The organism is Microbacterium sp. zg-YB36, from assembly GCF_024623575.2.
GTDB lineage: Bacteria > Actinomycetota > Actinomycetes > Actinomycetales > Microbacteriaceae > Microbacterium.
This window is the reverse complement of record NZ_JANJFD020000003.1, coordinates 376016-391125: the sequence shown is the minus strand read 5'-3', so window position 1 is coordinate 391125 and position 15110 is coordinate 376016. Positions and strand designations below refer to the sequence as shown.

Here is a 15110-nt window from a genome sequence, read left to right as displayed (position 1 = left end):
TAGGCTTGAAGAATGACAGCCCACGAGCACAACGTCCCTCGCCGGGCGAGCCTCGAGCTGCTGCGCGCCGAGGCGACGGACGAGCTGTCCGTGCTGGTACACGAACGGCTGCGCGCGGGCGAGGATCCCTGGGATTTCATGGAGGACCTGCCCAGTGTCGATGAGCTCGTGGTGCTGATCCTGCGCGCCGAGAACATCGCCGCAGACGGCGGCACGCGCCCCACTGAAGCGCGCAATTACCGGGTGCTGCGCCAGATCGCCCTGGACTATCCAGAGCTCACCCGCGCGGTGTGGCGGCTGCTCGGGTCCGAGCCGCATCGCCGGTGGGATGCCACGGTGCGCGCCGAGGCATCCTGACTCTGAGACAACGAAAAGGCCCGATCAGATTGAATCTGACCGGGCCTTCGCCGTGCGGCTGAATCAGCCGATGTAGGACGCGAGGTCCTGCTCGAGCGCGAACTTCGGCTTGGCGCCGATGATCGTCTTCTCGACCTCACCCTTGCGGAACACCTTCATCGCGGGGATCGACGTGATCTGGTACTTCATCGCCAGCTCGGGGTTCTCATCGACGTTGAGCTTGAGGATCGTGATCTTGCCGGGGTGCTCCGACTGGATCTCGTCCAGGATCGGCGAGACCATGCGGCACGGGCCACACCATTCCGCCCAGAAGTCGACGAGCACGGGGCCGTCGGCGTCGAGCACGTCCTGCTGCCAGTTGTCGGTGGTGGTGGCCTTGGCGGTCATGATGTCTCCTTCGGAAGTCTGTCTGTGAGGTAACGCCGACGTGCGGCGGATTGTTCCGTCAGGCGCCGACTGTGGCGGCGTCGGGGAGTCCGTCGATCTGCGCCGCGTCCGTCTCGGGCAGGGACGCCTCACCGCGCGCGGCGAGGAAGTGCTCGACGTCCAGGGCCGCCACCGTGCCGCTGCCGGCTGCCGTGACCGCCTGGCGGTAGGTGGGGTCGATCACGTCGCCGGCGGCGAAGACGCCGGGCACCGAGGTGCGCGAAGACCGGCCGTCGACCCACACGGTGCCTTCCGGCGTGAGCTTGAGCTTGTCGTGCACGAGGTGGGTGCGCGGGTCATTGCCGATCGCGACGAACACGCCGTCGAGGGGGAGTTCGCGGCGGGAGCCGTCGACGGTGTTCTCCAGCACGACACCGGTCACGGCGTCGTCACCGAGGATGTCGATGACGTCGCTGTTCCACACGAACTCGATCTTGTCGTTCTTGAAGGCGCGCTCCTGCATGATCTTCGAGGCTCGCAACTGGTCGCGGCGGTGGATCACGTAGACCTTCGACGCGAACTTGGTGAGGAACGTGGCCTCCTCCATGGCGGAGTCGCCACCGCCGACGACGGCGATGACCTTCTCACGGAAGAAGAACCCGTCGCACGTGGCGCAGTAGGACACGCCGCGCCCCGACAGGCGGGACTCGCCCTCGATCCCGATCTTGCGGGGCGCCGATCCGGTGGCGAAGACGATCGACTCGGCCTGGTGGACGGCACCGCTGCCGAGGGTGACCGTCTTGAGGTCCCCGTCCAGGTCGAGCGACACAACGTCGTCATAGAGCACTTCGGCGCCGAATCGCTCGGCCTGCTCCTGCATCTTCGTCATGAGGTCCGGCCCCATGATGCCCTCGGGGAATCCGGGGAAGTTCTCCACATCGGTGGTGTTCATCAACTCTCCGCCGGCTTCGACGGAACTGGCGACGACGAGGGGTTCGAGGTTGGCCCGCGCCGCGTAGATGGCGGCGGTGTAGCCGGCGGGACCCGACCCGATGATGATGACCTGACGCACGTGTGCTGCTCCTTCGACGGCGGGTGAGGATTACCCGCTCATGCCTCAACACATGCTAGCCGCGGTGCATTCCGGGTGCCCCCGGGCGCACCGGATCCGCTCAGGTCGGGCTCAGCGTTTGCCGGGAAGCACGCGGCGCACCAGGCCCAGCGCCACCTGCAGTTCGGGGGCGCGGAGCAGCGCGAGGATCCCGACATAGACCGCGGCGACGACGGCACCGATGAGCATGGTCCCGAGGGCACCCTGCAGCTTGTCCGCCACCATCCAGCTGTCCTGCGCGCCGAACATCATGAACAGCGCCCAGCCGGCCCCACCGGCGGGCAGCGCGGCGAGGATGAAGCGTCCCAGCGCCGGCAGCCAGTGGCCCGCCCCGATGCGCCCCAGCCGACGGCGCAGCAGCACCGCCGCGATCACCAACGCCACCGTCAGCGCCACAGACTGCCCGAGGGCTACGCCGGCGGCTGTCAGACCGACCGGCAGGGTGGCGGCCAGCACGGCGGTGACCGCCACGATGATTGCCTGCGCGAGCGAGAACAGGAACGGCGTGCGGGTATCGCCGAGTGCGTAGAACGAACGCTGAATCGTGAACAGCACCGCGATCGGGATAAGGCCGACGAGATAGCCGCCCAGCACGAGTGCGCCTTCGACGGCGGTGGCCGCGTCGTTCGTGAAGATGCGCGAGACGGGCACCGCTGCGGCGGCCAGCGCTGCGGTGGCGCCCACGATCAGCACTCCGATGGAGCGGATGCTGGTGTCGATGTCGCGTCGCATGTCGTCGATACGGCCGTCAGCGGCATGCTCGCTGATCTGGGTGAAGTAGGGGATGCCGATGGACAGCACGATGATCGAATACGGCAGCATGAAGATGAGGTTTGCGTTGCCGGTGACCATGTTCGCTGCCGCCCCGGCGTCCGAGGCATCCGACAGCACGTTCGACTGCACGATCGCGCTCAGCTGGCCGACGAGAACCATGAGGAACGTCCAGCTCGCCAGGCGCCCGATGACGCCCAGGCCCATACCTCGCCAGCGGAAGTCCGGGCGCAGATGCAGGCCGGTGCGGCGCCAGAAGAACAGCAGCAGGATGGCCTGCACCACGATGCCCAGCGTTGCGGTGCCGGCGATCAGTGCGATCATCGCGGCATCCCACCCCTCGACGCCGGCGTAGGTCCCGTAGATGAGGATGAAGGTGCCGAAGCCGATGATCGACACGACGTTGTTGATGACCGGCGTCCAGGTGTACGGCCCGAAAACGCGGCGGGCGTTGAGCGTCTCACCCAGCAGGGCGTAGAGGCCGTAGAAGAAGATCTGCGGCAGGCACCAGTAGGCGAACACCGTCGCGAGAGCGTGCTGCTGCGGGGAGAATCCGCCGCCGTATAGCGACACCAGCAGCGGCGCGCACGCGACGGCGATCACCGTGATGCCCAGCAGCACCACCGAACCCAGGGTGATGAGCTTGGAGATGAACGCCTCACCGCCGTCTTCGCTGCGGCCGGCCGCGACGATCTGCGGCACGATCACCCCGGTGAGGATGCCCATCGACACGATGAGGAAGATCGCATTGGGGAGCTGGTTCGCCACGACGAACGCGTCGCCGGCCATCGCGGTCCCGACGGCCGTCACCAGCACGACGGAGCGCAGCAGGCCGGTGACGCGGGAGACCAGCGTTCCGGCGCCGATCATGACGCTTGCCCGGCCGATGCTCATCGTTGTCCGTCCTCGCCGGGCCGGTCAGCCTGGTCTATCTGTGGTGTTGCGGCGTGGTCCGCCCTGGCGCGGCGGCGCCGGCGTACCGTGCGCCACAAGCCGATCACGAGCAGACCCCCGACGACCACCGCGAGGGCGGCGACGCCGATCACCTCCCAGTCGGCGCGCACCAGCACCGTCGCGGTCTGGGCGGTGCCGATCGGGATGTAGCTCGGCGAGAGCAGTTCGAGGCGAAGATCGACCTCGCCGTTGCCGACACGCGCTTCGACGGGGATCTCGATGCGCGTGTTGGCTTCGGGCTCCGCTCGCACGGGCGAGGCCCGTTGCACGAGCAGACGCGGCGCCGAGGGCTGGGCGATGAGGACGACGTTGACCGGCCACTCCAGGCTGTTGCGCACCCAGATGCGCAGCGGCACGTTCTGACCCACGAGCGTGATGTCGGTCAATTGCGGGATGCTCACCGAACCCAGCGTTTGCACTGTCGCTTCTCGGTGCCGGGCGAGGGCGGCCTGCCACGCCTCGGCATCCGCAATCCAGGCACTCCCGAGGATCTGCAGCATCCCCGCGCGCTCCGGCGCGGTCAGCACGGTCGGGTCGTCGAGGATCGTGGCGAAGTCGGTGAGCGCCGCCTCATCCGCGAGGAGGTCGGTGACGGCGGTGGTGCGGGCCTCATCGGAGGCCACATCGGCGATGGAAACCGCGGCAGGCTCGCCCGAGACGAGGCTCTGCAGGGTCGCGGGGACGACGCCGGGCGCGGCATCCACGGTCGACAGTGCCATCGACATCGCGAGGCGGGAACGACCGTCGGCACGGTCCAGCGTCACCAGCAGCGGCCGGCCGCCGCTTTCCTGCACCGCGAACGCGAGGTGCGCGGTGGCCTCGGTGAGGGTCGCCGCGCGCAGTGCCCTCTCCTCCAGCTGCGACGCCCGGCGCAGTGCGTCTGAGATCGCCGAGTCGTACACCAGTACGGATGCCGCATCGGCGCGGGCGTGCGCAGCCAGGGTCGCGTCGTTTGCCCCCTGGGTCGTGGTGGCCGAGGGGATGAGCGTGAGCGAGGCCTGGTCGTCGGTGGTGAGGCCGCCCAGCGTTGCGACGACGGGGGCGTTGGCGGTGCCGGTGAACGGCCAGTACACGCCTTGGCGACTCCCGCCGACGGACAGCAGCTCTTCCAGAGTCGGGTACTCCGGGGCGCCCGGCGTCGGCGTCGGCGTCGGGGTCGGGCTGGGCTCGGAGGGTGTCAGCGGGTCGAGCGTCGGGGTCGGGGTCGGGGTGGCGTCGGCATCCGGAACGAAGTCGTCCGCCTCCAAGTAGGGCTGCAGGCTCGTGGGAGCAAGCGGCTGCGGCAGACCCGAGTTCAGCTGCGCGGCCACGTCGGCGTCGCCGAACTGCAGCGCGAACCGCTCATTGGGGAGCTGCTCCAGTCGTTGCAGCCACGCGGTGACGGCCTCCGGTGCCGCCGTGCCGAGGGCACGGATGGCGGCGGGGATAGCGGGGTCGATGGCAAGGATCGCGCTGGTACCCGCCACTGACTCCAGCTGCGCGGTCAGTCCGCCCTCCGGGGCGGTCAGCGCGACGAGATCTTCGGCGGAGAGCAGCCCTTCCTCGAGCGCCGGCGCGGTGATGGGGACGGCAACGCCCACTCCGACCTCCGCCACGGCATCGTCGGCGATCACCACCACGCTCGTGGTGACCAGGGTCCCTGAGGCGTTGGTGGCGGTCGCGCGCAGGGGGTAGACGCCGGGGGCGCGACCGGCCAGGAGCGGGCTGTCGGCGGCGACGGTGATGCCGACAGTGTCCCGGTCACCGGCCGCCACGGCTTCGACGAGGGTGGTGCCGGCCGGTTCCAGGTCGCGGCCGCGGCCATCGCCGGCGACCCAGTCCGACAGGGCTGCGCGATCGGGGAGGGCTGTCGTCCCCATTTCGAGAACGATCTCGGCGGCAGGAATGTCCAGCAGGGTCCCGTTCGTCACCGTCGCCGACACTGTCAGCGCCGACCCGGCGGGCAGGGCACCGTCGCCGATCGGAGACAGGATGAGCTCGACCACGCCCGGAGCCGGTTCGGGCGTCCCGCTCGGGTCGGGGTCGGGGCTGCCTGCGGCCGACGTGGCCGCAGGGGCTGTCGGGACGGCAGCGGCGGTCAGGCCGGGCGCCACCGTGAGCAGCACCAGCAGTGCGGTCAGCAGCGCGACCAGCCACGGACGGCGTGGGGCGGCGGGGATGTCGGTCATGGTGGGCTTCGGCTCGGGTGCGATTCATGACCGCACGATCAGCCCGATTCTAGGCCGAGCGCCCTCCGAGGATCCCGAACGTCCGGGCGATCCGCCCGATGACGGTTGAATGGGAGCATGCCGACTCCTCCCGATCCCGCTGTGTGCCGCGCCCTGGCAGCCGACCTGCGGGGTGCGGGTTTCACCGCCGACGCCCTGCGCGAGGCGTGGGGCGAAGCGGCGGATGCCGCGATCGCGCGCGGTCTGCGCGGCCCCGCCGAACGGGCGCTCGCCGGCCGGGACGACGCCCTCGCGGTGCTGGCCCGGTTGTTCGTGCTCGGCCGGCAGCAGCAGGCAGCGGCGGTCGAGGCGGCTCTGCCGCGCACGACGGCGGCGGGGCTCGCCGCACTGGACCTGGCAGCTGCCGCGGCAGACGGACTGATCGCCCCGCGCGCGCTCATCCGGCCGCAGGAATTCTCCGATGCCGCCGGCGAGGTGCAGTGGTGGATCGCCAGCGACCTCGACGAGGCGGCGCTGGGCGGACCCCTCCCGGAGGGGCATGTGCTCGGTGTGGGCGGCGCGTCCCTGACGCTGGCGGGTCTGCAGCTGCCCGGGCGTGTCGGCCGGGTGCTGGACGTCGGCACCGGGTGCGGCATCCAGGCCCTGCGCGCCCGCCGCGATGCCGACCGCGTCGTCGCGACCGATTTGTCGGAGCGGGCGCTGCACTTCACGCAGCTGAACGCGCAGCTCAACGGCGTCGACGGCATCGAGATGCGGCTGGGGAGCCTGTTCGAACCGGTCACGGGCGAGCAGTTCGAACGGATCGTGTCCAACCCGCCCTTCGTGATCACGCCCCGCGCCGAGGGTGTTCCGGCCTACGAGTACCGCGACGGCGGGCTCGTCGGCGATGCGCTCGTCGCCGGGTTCATCTCGGGCGTCGGGCCGCTCCTGGCTCCCGGTGGGGTGGCGCAGTTGCTCGGCAACTGGGAGTACCGCGATGGCGTCGATGGGCTCGATCGCGTGCGGCAGTGGGTCGCGGCATCCGATATTCCGTTGGACGCATGGGTCGTCGAGCGCGAGGTGCTTGACCCGCTGGCCTATGCCGAGCTGTGGATCCGCGACGGCGGCACTACGCCGGGACCGGCGTTCACGCGCCTGGTCGATGCGTGGCTCGACGACTTTGCGGCGCGCGGGGTGACGGCGGTCGGGTTCGGATATGTGCTGCTGCACCGACCGGCATCCGCCGTGCCGACCCTCGCGCGGTACGAGCGGGTGACGCAGGCGGTGCCGGGGGCGCTCGGCCCGCATCTGCAGGCGGCCCTCGACGCGCATGACCGGCTCAGCCGGCTGGACGACGATCAGCTGGCGGCCTCGGTGCTGCAGGTCGCGCCAGACGTGACCGAGGCGCGCCATCACCTGCCAGGGGCGGAGGCGCCGAGCGTGATCGAACTGCGCCAGGGCGGCGGGTTCGGGCGCACGCTCGAGGTCGACCCGGCGCTGGCGGGACTGGTCGGCGCGTGCGACGGCGACCTGAGCGTCGGCGTGCTCATGGACGCGATCGCGCAGCTGCTCGAGGTGGATGCCGCGGCGTTGCGCGCCGACCTGCTCCCGCGGGTGCGGGAGTTGCTGTTCACCGGCTTCCTGACGTTCGCGTGAGCACGGCGCCCCGGTGGCGCTAGGTAGGCTCGACCGCATGCTCAATATGGCCGAGGGCCTCGTCCGCATCGGCGAGCTCGCCGCGTCGCCGGTGGTCGACACCCTGGCGACGGCGTTCGCGGATGCCGGATTCGAGCTGGCTCTGGTGGGCGGACCGGTCCGCGATGCCCTGCTGGGCCGCATCACGAACGACCTCGACTTCACCACGAACGCGCGCCCCGACGACATCCTGCGGATCGTCAAGCCGATCTCCAGCGCCCACTGGGACATCGGCCGCGAATTCGGCACGATCGGCGCGCGGGTGCGCGGCGAGCAGGTGGAGATCACCACCTACCGCGCCGACGAATACGACGGCACCACCCGCAAGCCCGTCGTCGCATTCGGTGGCGACCTCGAGGGCGACCTCGCCCGACGCGACTTCACCGTCAACGCCATGGCGCTGCGGCTGCCGGGACCCGCGCTGGTCGACCCGACCGGCGGCGTCGAAGACCTCATCACCGGCGTGCTGCGCACGCCCATCGACCCCGCCATCAGCTTCGGGGACGACCCGCTGCGCATGCTGCGAGCCGCTCGCTTCAGCGCGCAGTTGGGTTTCGACGTCGATCAGGCGACGGTGGCGGCGATGACGGCCCAGGCCCCGACGCTGTCGATCGTGAGCCCGGAGCGCATTCAGGGCGAGCTGGTCAAGCTGCTGCAGGCCGATGACCCGACGCGCGGCATCCGGCTGCTGGTCGACACCGGCCTGATGGCGCTGTTCCTGCCCGAAGTGCCGGCACTGCGCCTCGAGGTCGACGAGCACCACCATCACAAGGATGTCTACGAGCATTCGCTCACCGTGCTGCGCCAGGCGATCGAGCTGGAGCGGGAACGGCACCCGGATGCCACGCCCGACGTGCCGCTGCGCCTGGCCGCACTGCTGCACGACATCGGAAAGCCGGCCACCCGGCGGCTCGAGGACGGCGGCGGGGTCACCTTCCACCACCACGACATCAAGGGTGCGCGCCTGGCCCGCAAGCGCCTGCAGGCGCTGCGGTTCGACTCCGACACGATCGGCTCGGTCACCAAGCTCATAGAGCTGCACCTGCGGTTCTTCGGCTACGCCGAGGGCGCGTGGAGCGACTCCGCGGTGCGGCGGTATGTGCGCGATGCCGGCGACGAGCTGGATCGCCTGCACATCCTCACCCGCGCCGACGTGACCACCCGCAACAAGCGCAAGGCCGCGCGGCTGCGTTCGGCGTACGACGACATCGAGCGGCGCATCGACGAGCTCGCCGAGCAGGAGCAGCTGGGGGCGATGCGCCCGGCACTGGACGGCAACCGGATTCAGGAGATCCTCGGCATCCGCCCCGGACCCGCCGTCGGCGAGGCGTACCGGTTCCTGCTGGACGTGCGCCTGGACGAGGGTCTGGTGGACGAGGCCGAGGCCGAGCGCCGCCTGCTGGAGTGGTGGGCCGCCCGCCCCTGACCCGGCACCCAGACCGTGAGACCACAGCTGGTCGCCGAGACGATGGGAACTTCCCAGGGTCTCGGCGACCAGCTGTCGTTTCAGCGGGGGCGATCCCGATGAACGGCGCCTGGTCGATGTGCGGGCACTCGTACGGGAGTCGTGGCGTCGTTCGCTGGCCGGACTCGTGGGTGCCGAAGGCCTGCCGCCGCTGGAGCTGACCGCCGCACAGCTCGAGGCGTACCGGCTCGCGCAGTTCGAGTACTGGAAGCACACCCACATCACGATCGACGTCGTACCTGGGCGCGGCGCCGGCTTCTCGTACTTCGGGCTCGGGCTCGGGCCGGCACGGTGACCTGCGGCTACCCACGAACAGTCGGGCTACTGCACCACGCCGATGTCGCCGTTTCCAGTGGTGTCCCTGCTGAGCGCCTGTCTGAGAGTCGAGCGCTCCGGTAGCGGCCAGCGCTGTTCACGTGTCTTCTGATACTGCGCGCCCAGAACCATCAGCCTGCGTATGACGGGGACGCACGCGGCCGTGATCACCGCGGACACCACCGCCAGCGCGAGCATCGCGTGTCCCAGCGGTTGTTCTTCAGGGCGACTCCCGACGTAGATCGTGGCGGCGGCGACGCCACCCGCCAAGGTGCCCAGGATCGCCCACACTTGCAGGCACCTGACCGCGGTCTCCCAGGGGTGGGTGTCCTTGAGGAACCACCGCATCTGCCGGTCGCTCGGCCTGTTGCTGTGCAACCCGGTGCTGGCCGCGCGGAGCAGATCCCGGCGGCCGGCTGCTGTCCACGCCGAGTACAGCACGGCCAGAGGAAGGGAGCACGCTGCCAAGGCGGCGAGGGCTGCCAAGCCGACGGGGACCAGCTTTTCCTGCAACGTGCTGGGAATCGCGATGATGCTGTTCTCGTCCAGGAGGAGCAGCACGAACCAGGCGACCAGGGCGAGCGCGACGACCAGGGCAGCACCGCCGAACGCCGCCTGGGCCAGCCCGAGGGTCCGGCAATACCGGCTCAGGGGGAACGTTACGGGCGTCTTGGCATGAGCCGACTTCATTTCGTCTGCTGATCTCCCGGCGGGATCAGCCGCTCGATAACGGACTCCCGGTGGGACACCTTTACCATCCGCCGAATCCCAACACGTCCACGAGCCACACCCCCGCGATCACGGCCGTGATGACGACCGCGAGCCACGGGAACCCTCGGGCCAGACGGCGTCCCTGGGGCGCGACACCTGGAGGCGGGCGCAGGAGCCCTGCGGGAGGGACGAAGGGGAGGGATGCCGCGGTCGTGCCGCCCGTCGCAATGGGCGTGCCCGCCTGCGCGGCCAGGCTGCCGGTCGCCGCGGTCTGCAGCCGGTCGTCGCGCCAGCGCTCCCACTGGTCGAGTTTGTCGAGCACGGCCCCCACGGCGCCGAACAGCCACGCCCAGGTCTCCGGGTCGGTCGAGGAGACGGGCCGCTTCGTATAGAGGAAGAGCCAATCGTCCACGATCTCCACGTCCAGTGCGGCCGCGTTGTCGATGAACCGCGCCATGACGTCGGGGGTGAACAGATACAGCGCGTCCGGCTCGTACCCTTCGGGGCAGTAGAGCGCGAAGTGGCGGTCGAAGTCGCCTTCGAGACTCAGGCGCTGATCCTTGCGGTACGTCGTCGGCAGGTTGGAGCCGAGCAGGCTGTTGTTCCCGGTGGCATCCAGCACGATGTGTGGCAGCGGTACATCGAGCCTGACGGCGACGTATCCCCAGCGGTGGGTTCTGCGATGCTTGCCGGAACCGGTCGTATACACATAGTTCGCGAACTCGACGAACCGGGGCTCCTGACCGCGCACGACGTCGTGGCTTTGGCGGCTCGAGCCGATGTCGAAGATCATCCCCGGCAATCGTTTGCCCGCCACCTCCGGCACGTAGCTCATGCCATTCGCCCGCGCGAAGCGGTCCAGGCGGTAGCGGCGCGCCGCCGTGCGTCGCTCCGAGATGAACATGCCGAGCACGGCGATGCCGACGCAGGCTGTCAGCACCTGGAAAAAGCCCGTGTTGAAGGATGCCCCTGTCGTCACGGCTTCGAGGACCATCATGCCGACGAAGAGCGCGACGAGTATCGCGAGGGCGATGAGGCTGGATGCCAGCCCGTTGGTGGCGCGCCCCGACTTGTGCAGTTGTTTGGCGAACGCGCGGACGGCCGCGCGGTCCACGCGTTCAGTGAGCGGTCGGGCATCGAACGGCACGGGCGCCACGGGGGTGCTCATCGAGCGGATTCCAGCATGGTGCCCAGGTTAGCGAAGCGCGACGACGACGGCGTCAGTCGAGCCACACCTGGACAAGCCACACCAGGGCGAGCGCGACGCAGCCGATGGTCGCCAGCCACGGGAAGCTCGTCGCCAGGCGCCGACCCGGTGCGGCGACGCCGGGCGGCGGCCGCAGCAGCTCCGCCGGAGCGGCAAACGGCAGCCAGGTCGCGGCCATGCTGCCCGCCGCGGCGTGCCCGGTAGCCGTAGTGCTCAGCCGGTCGTCGCGCCACCGCTCCCACTGCGCGAGCTTGTCCAGCACCGCCCCGACTGCGCCGAACAGCCACGCCCAGGTCGCCGGGTCGGTGGAGGACGCGTCCCGCTTGGTGAAGAAGAAGAGCCAATCGTCGACGATCTCGACATCGAGTTCGGCCGAGTTGTCGATGAAGCGCGCCATGACGTCGGGGGTGAACAGATACAGCGCGTCCTGCTCGTATCCGGCGGGGCAGTACAGCGAGAAGAAGCGGTCGAAGTCGCCCTCCAGGCTCAGGCGCTGATCCCGCTGGAAGGTCGTGGGCAGGTTCGAGCCGAACAGACCGTTGTTCCCGGTGGCATCCAGCACGATGTGTGGCAGCGGCACATCGAGCTTGACGGCAACGTAGCCCCACCGGTAGCTCTTGCGACTCTTGCCGCCGCCCGTGGTGTACACGTAGTTCCCGAACTCGACGTGCCGAGGCTCCTCACTGCGCACCACGTCAAGGCCGCGGCGGTTGGATCCGATGCCGAAGATCATCCCCGGCAACCGCGTGTTCGCCGCCTCCGGCACGTAACCCATCCCGTTCGCCCGCGCGAAGCGGTCCAGGCGGTAGCGCCGCGCCGCCGCGCGTCGCTCGAAGATGAACATCCCGACCGCGGCGATGCCGAGGGCGATCGTCAGCAACCACAGGAAGAAGAGGCCGGCGTTGAGGGGTAACCCTGTCGTCACGTCGAGGAGCAGCATGCCGGCGAAGAACGCGACGGCTACCGCGAGGAGGATCAGGCTGGCCGCCTCCCCGTTGCGGGCGCGCCCCGACTTGTGCAGCTCTTTGGCGAACGCGCGGACCGCCGCGCGGTCCACGCGTTCGGTGAGCGGTCGGGCATCGAACGGCACGGGTGCCACAGCCGGACCCGTCATCCGAAGACGCCGAAGATGCCGGACATGGCGATCTGCAGGCCGAGCCAGACAACGCCGATCACCGAGAGGATGATGATCGTCGCCCACGGCACGCGGCGCTGCAAGCGTCGTCCGGTCGGGGAGACGCCGGGCGGCGGCTGCAGCACGCCGGGCGGCGCGGTGAACGGCAGCGCCTGAGCGCCACCGGCCGCCGCGTGCGCCTGCGCGTACTGGGCGTGCCCTTGGGCTTGGGCGTGCCCGTGATCGAGTGCGGGTGCGGGCATCGGTGCCACGAGCCGCTCGTCGCGCCACCGCTCCCACTGCTCGAGCTTGTCGAGCAGGGTCGCCACGACGGAGAACAGCCACGCCCACATCCGGGGGTCGAAGGTCGAGAAGTCGCGCCTGGCGTAGAGGAAGAGCCAGTCGTCCACGATCTCCACGTCCAGCGCCGCGGCGTTGTCGATGAAGCGGGTCATGATGTCGGGCGTGAACAGGTACAGCGCATCGCGCTCGTAGCCGGTGGGGCAATACAGCGTGAAGTAGCGGTCGAAGTCGCCCTCCAGGCTGAGCCGCTGCCCCTTGTCGAACGACGTCGGGAGGTTCGATCCCAGCATGCCGTTGTTACCGACGGCATCCAGCACGATGTGCGGCAGTGGGGCGTTCAGCTTGATCGCGATGTAGCCCCAGCGGTGGGTCTGCGTGTTCTTGCCCGAGCTTGTCGTGTACCGGTAGTTTGCGAACTCCACGAACCGCGGCTGCTCGCCACGGAGGATGTCGGTTGCGGTCCGCCCGTCCCCCTGCCCGAAGATCATGCCCGGCAACCCGGGCGCCTTCACTTCGGGGTACCAGGTGAGGCCGTTGGCCGCCGCGAACCGGTCGAGGCGGTACCAGCGCTCGGCGGCGGTGTGCGACGACCGCACGGCGATCACCACGACGATGGCGATCACCCCGCCCAGGATGAGAATCGGCACGAGCGAGAACAGGCCGAAGAGCCCACCGCCGGCCGCGATGAAGCTGAAGAAGATCCCGCCCATGGAGGCGAAGCTGCCGGCGATCAACAGCACGGCGACGATGGTCACCACCGTCGCCACCGATATCTCGCCAGCGCGCGGCGCGCGGCCCGCGGCGATGAGGTGCTTCTTGTGGGCGATGATGGTCGCCCGGTCGACCGGCTCGCTGAGCGCGCGCGGATCGAATTGCACGGATGCCGCAGGCGTGGTCATCGGAAGAGCTCCCCGAGGTCGTCGAAAAGGCCGGTCTGCCACACCATACCGACAGTGACGATCGCGCCGACCGCGCGCCAGGGCAGGTGGCGCCGCAGACGTCGTCCGGTCGTGGCGACGCCGAGTGGCGGCGGCGCGAGGATCGGGATGACCCGGCTGCCGCTGCCGAGTGAGTATTCACGCTGCCGAGTGAGTATTCGTGCTCCCGAGCGTCCCGGCATCCGCCCGCCAGTTCTTCGGGGATCTGCAGTTCTTCGGACCCCCGCGCGTGATGGCATCCGACGTTCTGTCGTTCTCCGAAGTTGCGGCGCAGGACGGGACCGGATGCCGCGCGCCGCCGGCCCGGAATCCTGCGGTGCCGTCGCTCAGCGGCATCCGCTAGACTGTCCAGGTTGTCTGTCCAGCGCCCCTGCGCGCGTACGGCCGGACACGTGCACATACCCTCCTGCTTTCGAGAAATGCTCGGAAGCCGTTCTAGTCCGAAGGAGGTGGGTCAGTGACGCACACACACCAGTACGAACTCATGGTGATCCTCACCCCAGAAATCGACGAGCGTCTCGTCGCCCCTAACCTTGAGAAGTTCCTCAAGGTCATCACCAATGATGGGGGCACGATCGACAACGTCGACATTTGGGGTCGCCGTCGTCTCGCATACGAGATCGAGAAGAAGACCGAGGGCGTCTACGCCGTCGTCAACTTCACGGCCACGAGCGAGGCCACGCAGGAGCTTGACCGCCAGCTGAAGCTGAGCGAGCAGATCATGCGTACCAAGGTTCTGCGCGCCGAAGAAGGCATGGCTCTGGTCGCTGCCGAGAAGGAGCGTTCCGACGCGAAGGCCGCCCGCAAGGCTGCCGCGCCCGCGAAGGCCCCGAAGGCGTAATCACCATGGCTGGCGAGACTCTCATCACCGTTGTGGGAAACCTCACGGCAGACCCCGAACTGCGTTACACGCAGGGCGGACTGCCCGTCGCGAACTTCACGATCGCGTCGACGCCGCGCACCTTCGATCGTCAGGCGAACGAGTGGAAGGACGGCGAAGCGCTGTTCCTCCGCGCGAGCGTCTGGCGCGACTTTGCCGAGCACGTGGCCGGTTCGCTCACCAAGGGCATGCGGGTCATCGCCAGTGGTCGCCTCAAGCAGCGTTCCTACCAGGACCGCGAGGGGCAGAACCGCGTCTCGATCGAACTCGAGGTCGATGAAATCGGCCCGTCGCTGCGTTACGCGACCGCTCAGGTCACGCGTACCAGCAGCAACAGCGGAGGCGGCGGCGCATCCGGCGGCGGCGGGGGCGGACAGCAGTCCCGCCCGCAGCAGCAGGTCGCCGACGAGCCTTGGGCAACGCCCGGTTCGGCAACTCCCGACGCGTGGAGCGCTCCCGGCGCTTACGGCGACGACACACCCTTCTGATCCTCGGATCACCAACTCTCGTAAGGAAACACCATGGCTGGAAAGTCGAGCGGCGACCGCCGCAAGCCGCGGAAGGGCGCGAAGAACGCGGCCCCCGCGAAGGCGATCCGTGTCGGCGTCATTGACTACAAGGACGTCGCCACTCTTCGCAAGTTCATCTCGGAGCGTGGGAAGATCCGCGCCCGTCGTATCACCGGGGTTTCGGTGCAGGAGCAGCGTCTGATCGCCAAGGCGATCAAGAACGCACGCGAGATGGCGCTCCTGCCCTACGCCGGCGCTGGCCGGTAA

At 69.3% G+C, this 15110-nt stretch carries 15 protein-coding genes and 1 pseudogene; 8 read left to right on the top strand and 8 right to left on the bottom strand.

What is annotated here, in order from left to right; all coding sequences use genetic code 11:
- The first annotated feature begins 12 nt into the window (after window positions 1-12).
- Entirely contained in the window at window positions 13-357 is a 345-nt protein-coding gene (locus NQ151_RS11205; RefSeq protein ID WP_257507242.1) for a tryptophan synthase subunit alpha, read from the top strand.
- Window positions 358-420: 63 nt separating this feature from the next.
- Here the strand turns inward: NQ151_RS11205 and trxA are convergent, their stop codons facing one another.
- The 4 genes from trxA to NQ151_RS11185 all read right to left on the bottom strand — a co-directional run bounded on the left by trxA (window position 421) and on the right by NQ151_RS11185 (window position 5727).
- The gene (gene trxA, locus NQ151_RS11200) at window positions 421-744 is read right to left on the bottom strand and encodes a thioredoxin (protein ID WP_257507243.1); all 324 of its coding nucleotides are present in this window, start codon (window positions 742-744) and stop codon (window positions 421-423) included.
- Window positions 745-802: 58 nt separating this feature from the next.
- A complete protein-coding gene (gene trxB, locus NQ151_RS11195; protein WP_257528132.1) occupies window positions 803-1795 on the bottom strand; it encodes a thioredoxin-disulfide reductase in 993 nt (330 codons plus the stop codon).
- A 111-nt stretch (window positions 1796-1906) separates the two neighbouring features.
- On the bottom strand, window positions 1907-3475 hold the full coding sequence (gene murJ / locus NQ151_RS11190; RefSeq protein WP_502883241.1) for a murein biosynthesis integral membrane protein MurJ: 1569 nt from the start codon (window positions 3473-3475) through the stop codon (window positions 1907-1909).
- Between the two features lie 20 nt (window positions 3476-3495).
- Window positions 3496-5727 (bottom strand): DUF6049 family protein, encoded by a 2232-nt coding sequence (locus tag NQ151_RS11185; RefSeq protein ID WP_257528131.1) that lies wholly within the window; start codon window positions 5725-5727, stop codon window positions 3496-3498.
- 117 nt (window positions 5728-5844) lie between these two features.
- Between NQ151_RS11185 and NQ151_RS11180 the strand changes: the two genes are divergently transcribed.
- The 3 genes and pseudogenes from NQ151_RS11180 to NQ151_RS11170 all read left to right on the top strand — a co-directional run.
- Window positions 5845-7362, top strand: a complete 1518-nt coding sequence (locus NQ151_RS11180; RefSeq protein WP_257528130.1) for a DUF7059 domain-containing protein — start codon at window positions 5845-5847, stop codon at window positions 7360-7362.
- A 37-nt stretch (window positions 7363-7399) separates the two neighbouring features.
- Window positions 7400-8827, top strand: coding sequence for a CCA tRNA nucleotidyltransferase (locus tag NQ151_RS11175; protein ID WP_257528129.1), 1428 nt, complete (start codon window positions 7400-7402; stop codon window positions 8825-8827).
- 229 nt (window positions 8828-9056) lie between these two features.
- Window positions 9057-9161 (top strand): annotated as a pseudogene (locus NQ151_RS11170) (DUF779 domain-containing protein); the annotation flags it as partial.
- 26 nt (window positions 9162-9187) lie between these two features.
- On the opposite strand, the gene NQ151_RS11165 reads toward NQ151_RS11170, so the two are convergent.
- From NQ151_RS11165 to NQ151_RS11150, 4 genes are all read right to left on the bottom strand, one after another.
- Window positions 9188-9871, bottom strand: coding sequence for a hypothetical protein (locus NQ151_RS11165; RefSeq protein WP_257528128.1), 684 nt, complete (start codon window positions 9869-9871; stop codon window positions 9188-9190).
- 61 nt (window positions 9872-9932) lie between these two features.
- A complete protein-coding gene (locus NQ151_RS11160) occupies window positions 9933-11060 on the bottom strand; it encodes a hypothetical protein (protein WP_257528127.1) in 1128 nt (375 codons plus the stop codon).
- Between the two features lie 52 nt (window positions 11061-11112).
- On the bottom strand, window positions 11113-12198 hold the full coding sequence (locus NQ151_RS11155) for a DUF3137 domain-containing protein (protein ID WP_257528126.1): 1086 nt from the start codon (window positions 12196-12198) through the stop codon (window positions 11113-11115).
- An 11-nt stretch (window positions 12199-12209) separates the two neighbouring features.
- Window positions 12210-13415 (bottom strand): DUF3137 domain-containing protein, encoded by a 1206-nt coding sequence (locus tag NQ151_RS11150; RefSeq protein WP_257528125.1) that lies wholly within the window; start codon window positions 13413-13415, stop codon window positions 12210-12212.
- A 199-nt stretch (window positions 13416-13614) separates the two neighbouring features.
- On the opposite strand from NQ151_RS11150, the gene NQ151_RS11145 reads away from it, so the two are divergent.
- From NQ151_RS11145 to rpsR, 4 genes are all read left to right on the top strand, one after another.
- Window positions 13615-13797, top strand: coding sequence for a hypothetical protein (locus tag NQ151_RS11145; RefSeq protein WP_257528124.1), 183 nt, complete (start codon window positions 13615-13617; stop codon window positions 13795-13797).
- Window positions 13798-13938: 141 nt separating this feature from the next.
- Complete coding sequence (rpsF, locus tag NQ151_RS11140; protein ID WP_257507716.1) at window positions 13939-14295, top strand: 30S ribosomal protein S6; 357 nt, start codon at window positions 13939-13941, stop codon at window positions 14293-14295.
- Between the two features lie 5 nt (window positions 14296-14300).
- Window positions 14301-14822, top strand: a complete 522-nt coding sequence (locus NQ151_RS11135) for a single-stranded DNA-binding protein (RefSeq protein WP_257507255.1) — start codon at window positions 14301-14303, stop codon at window positions 14820-14822.
- Between the two features lie 33 nt (window positions 14823-14855).
- Entirely contained in the window at window positions 14856-15110 is a 255-nt protein-coding gene (rpsR, locus tag NQ151_RS11130; RefSeq protein ID WP_133541417.1) for a 30S ribosomal protein S18, read from the top strand.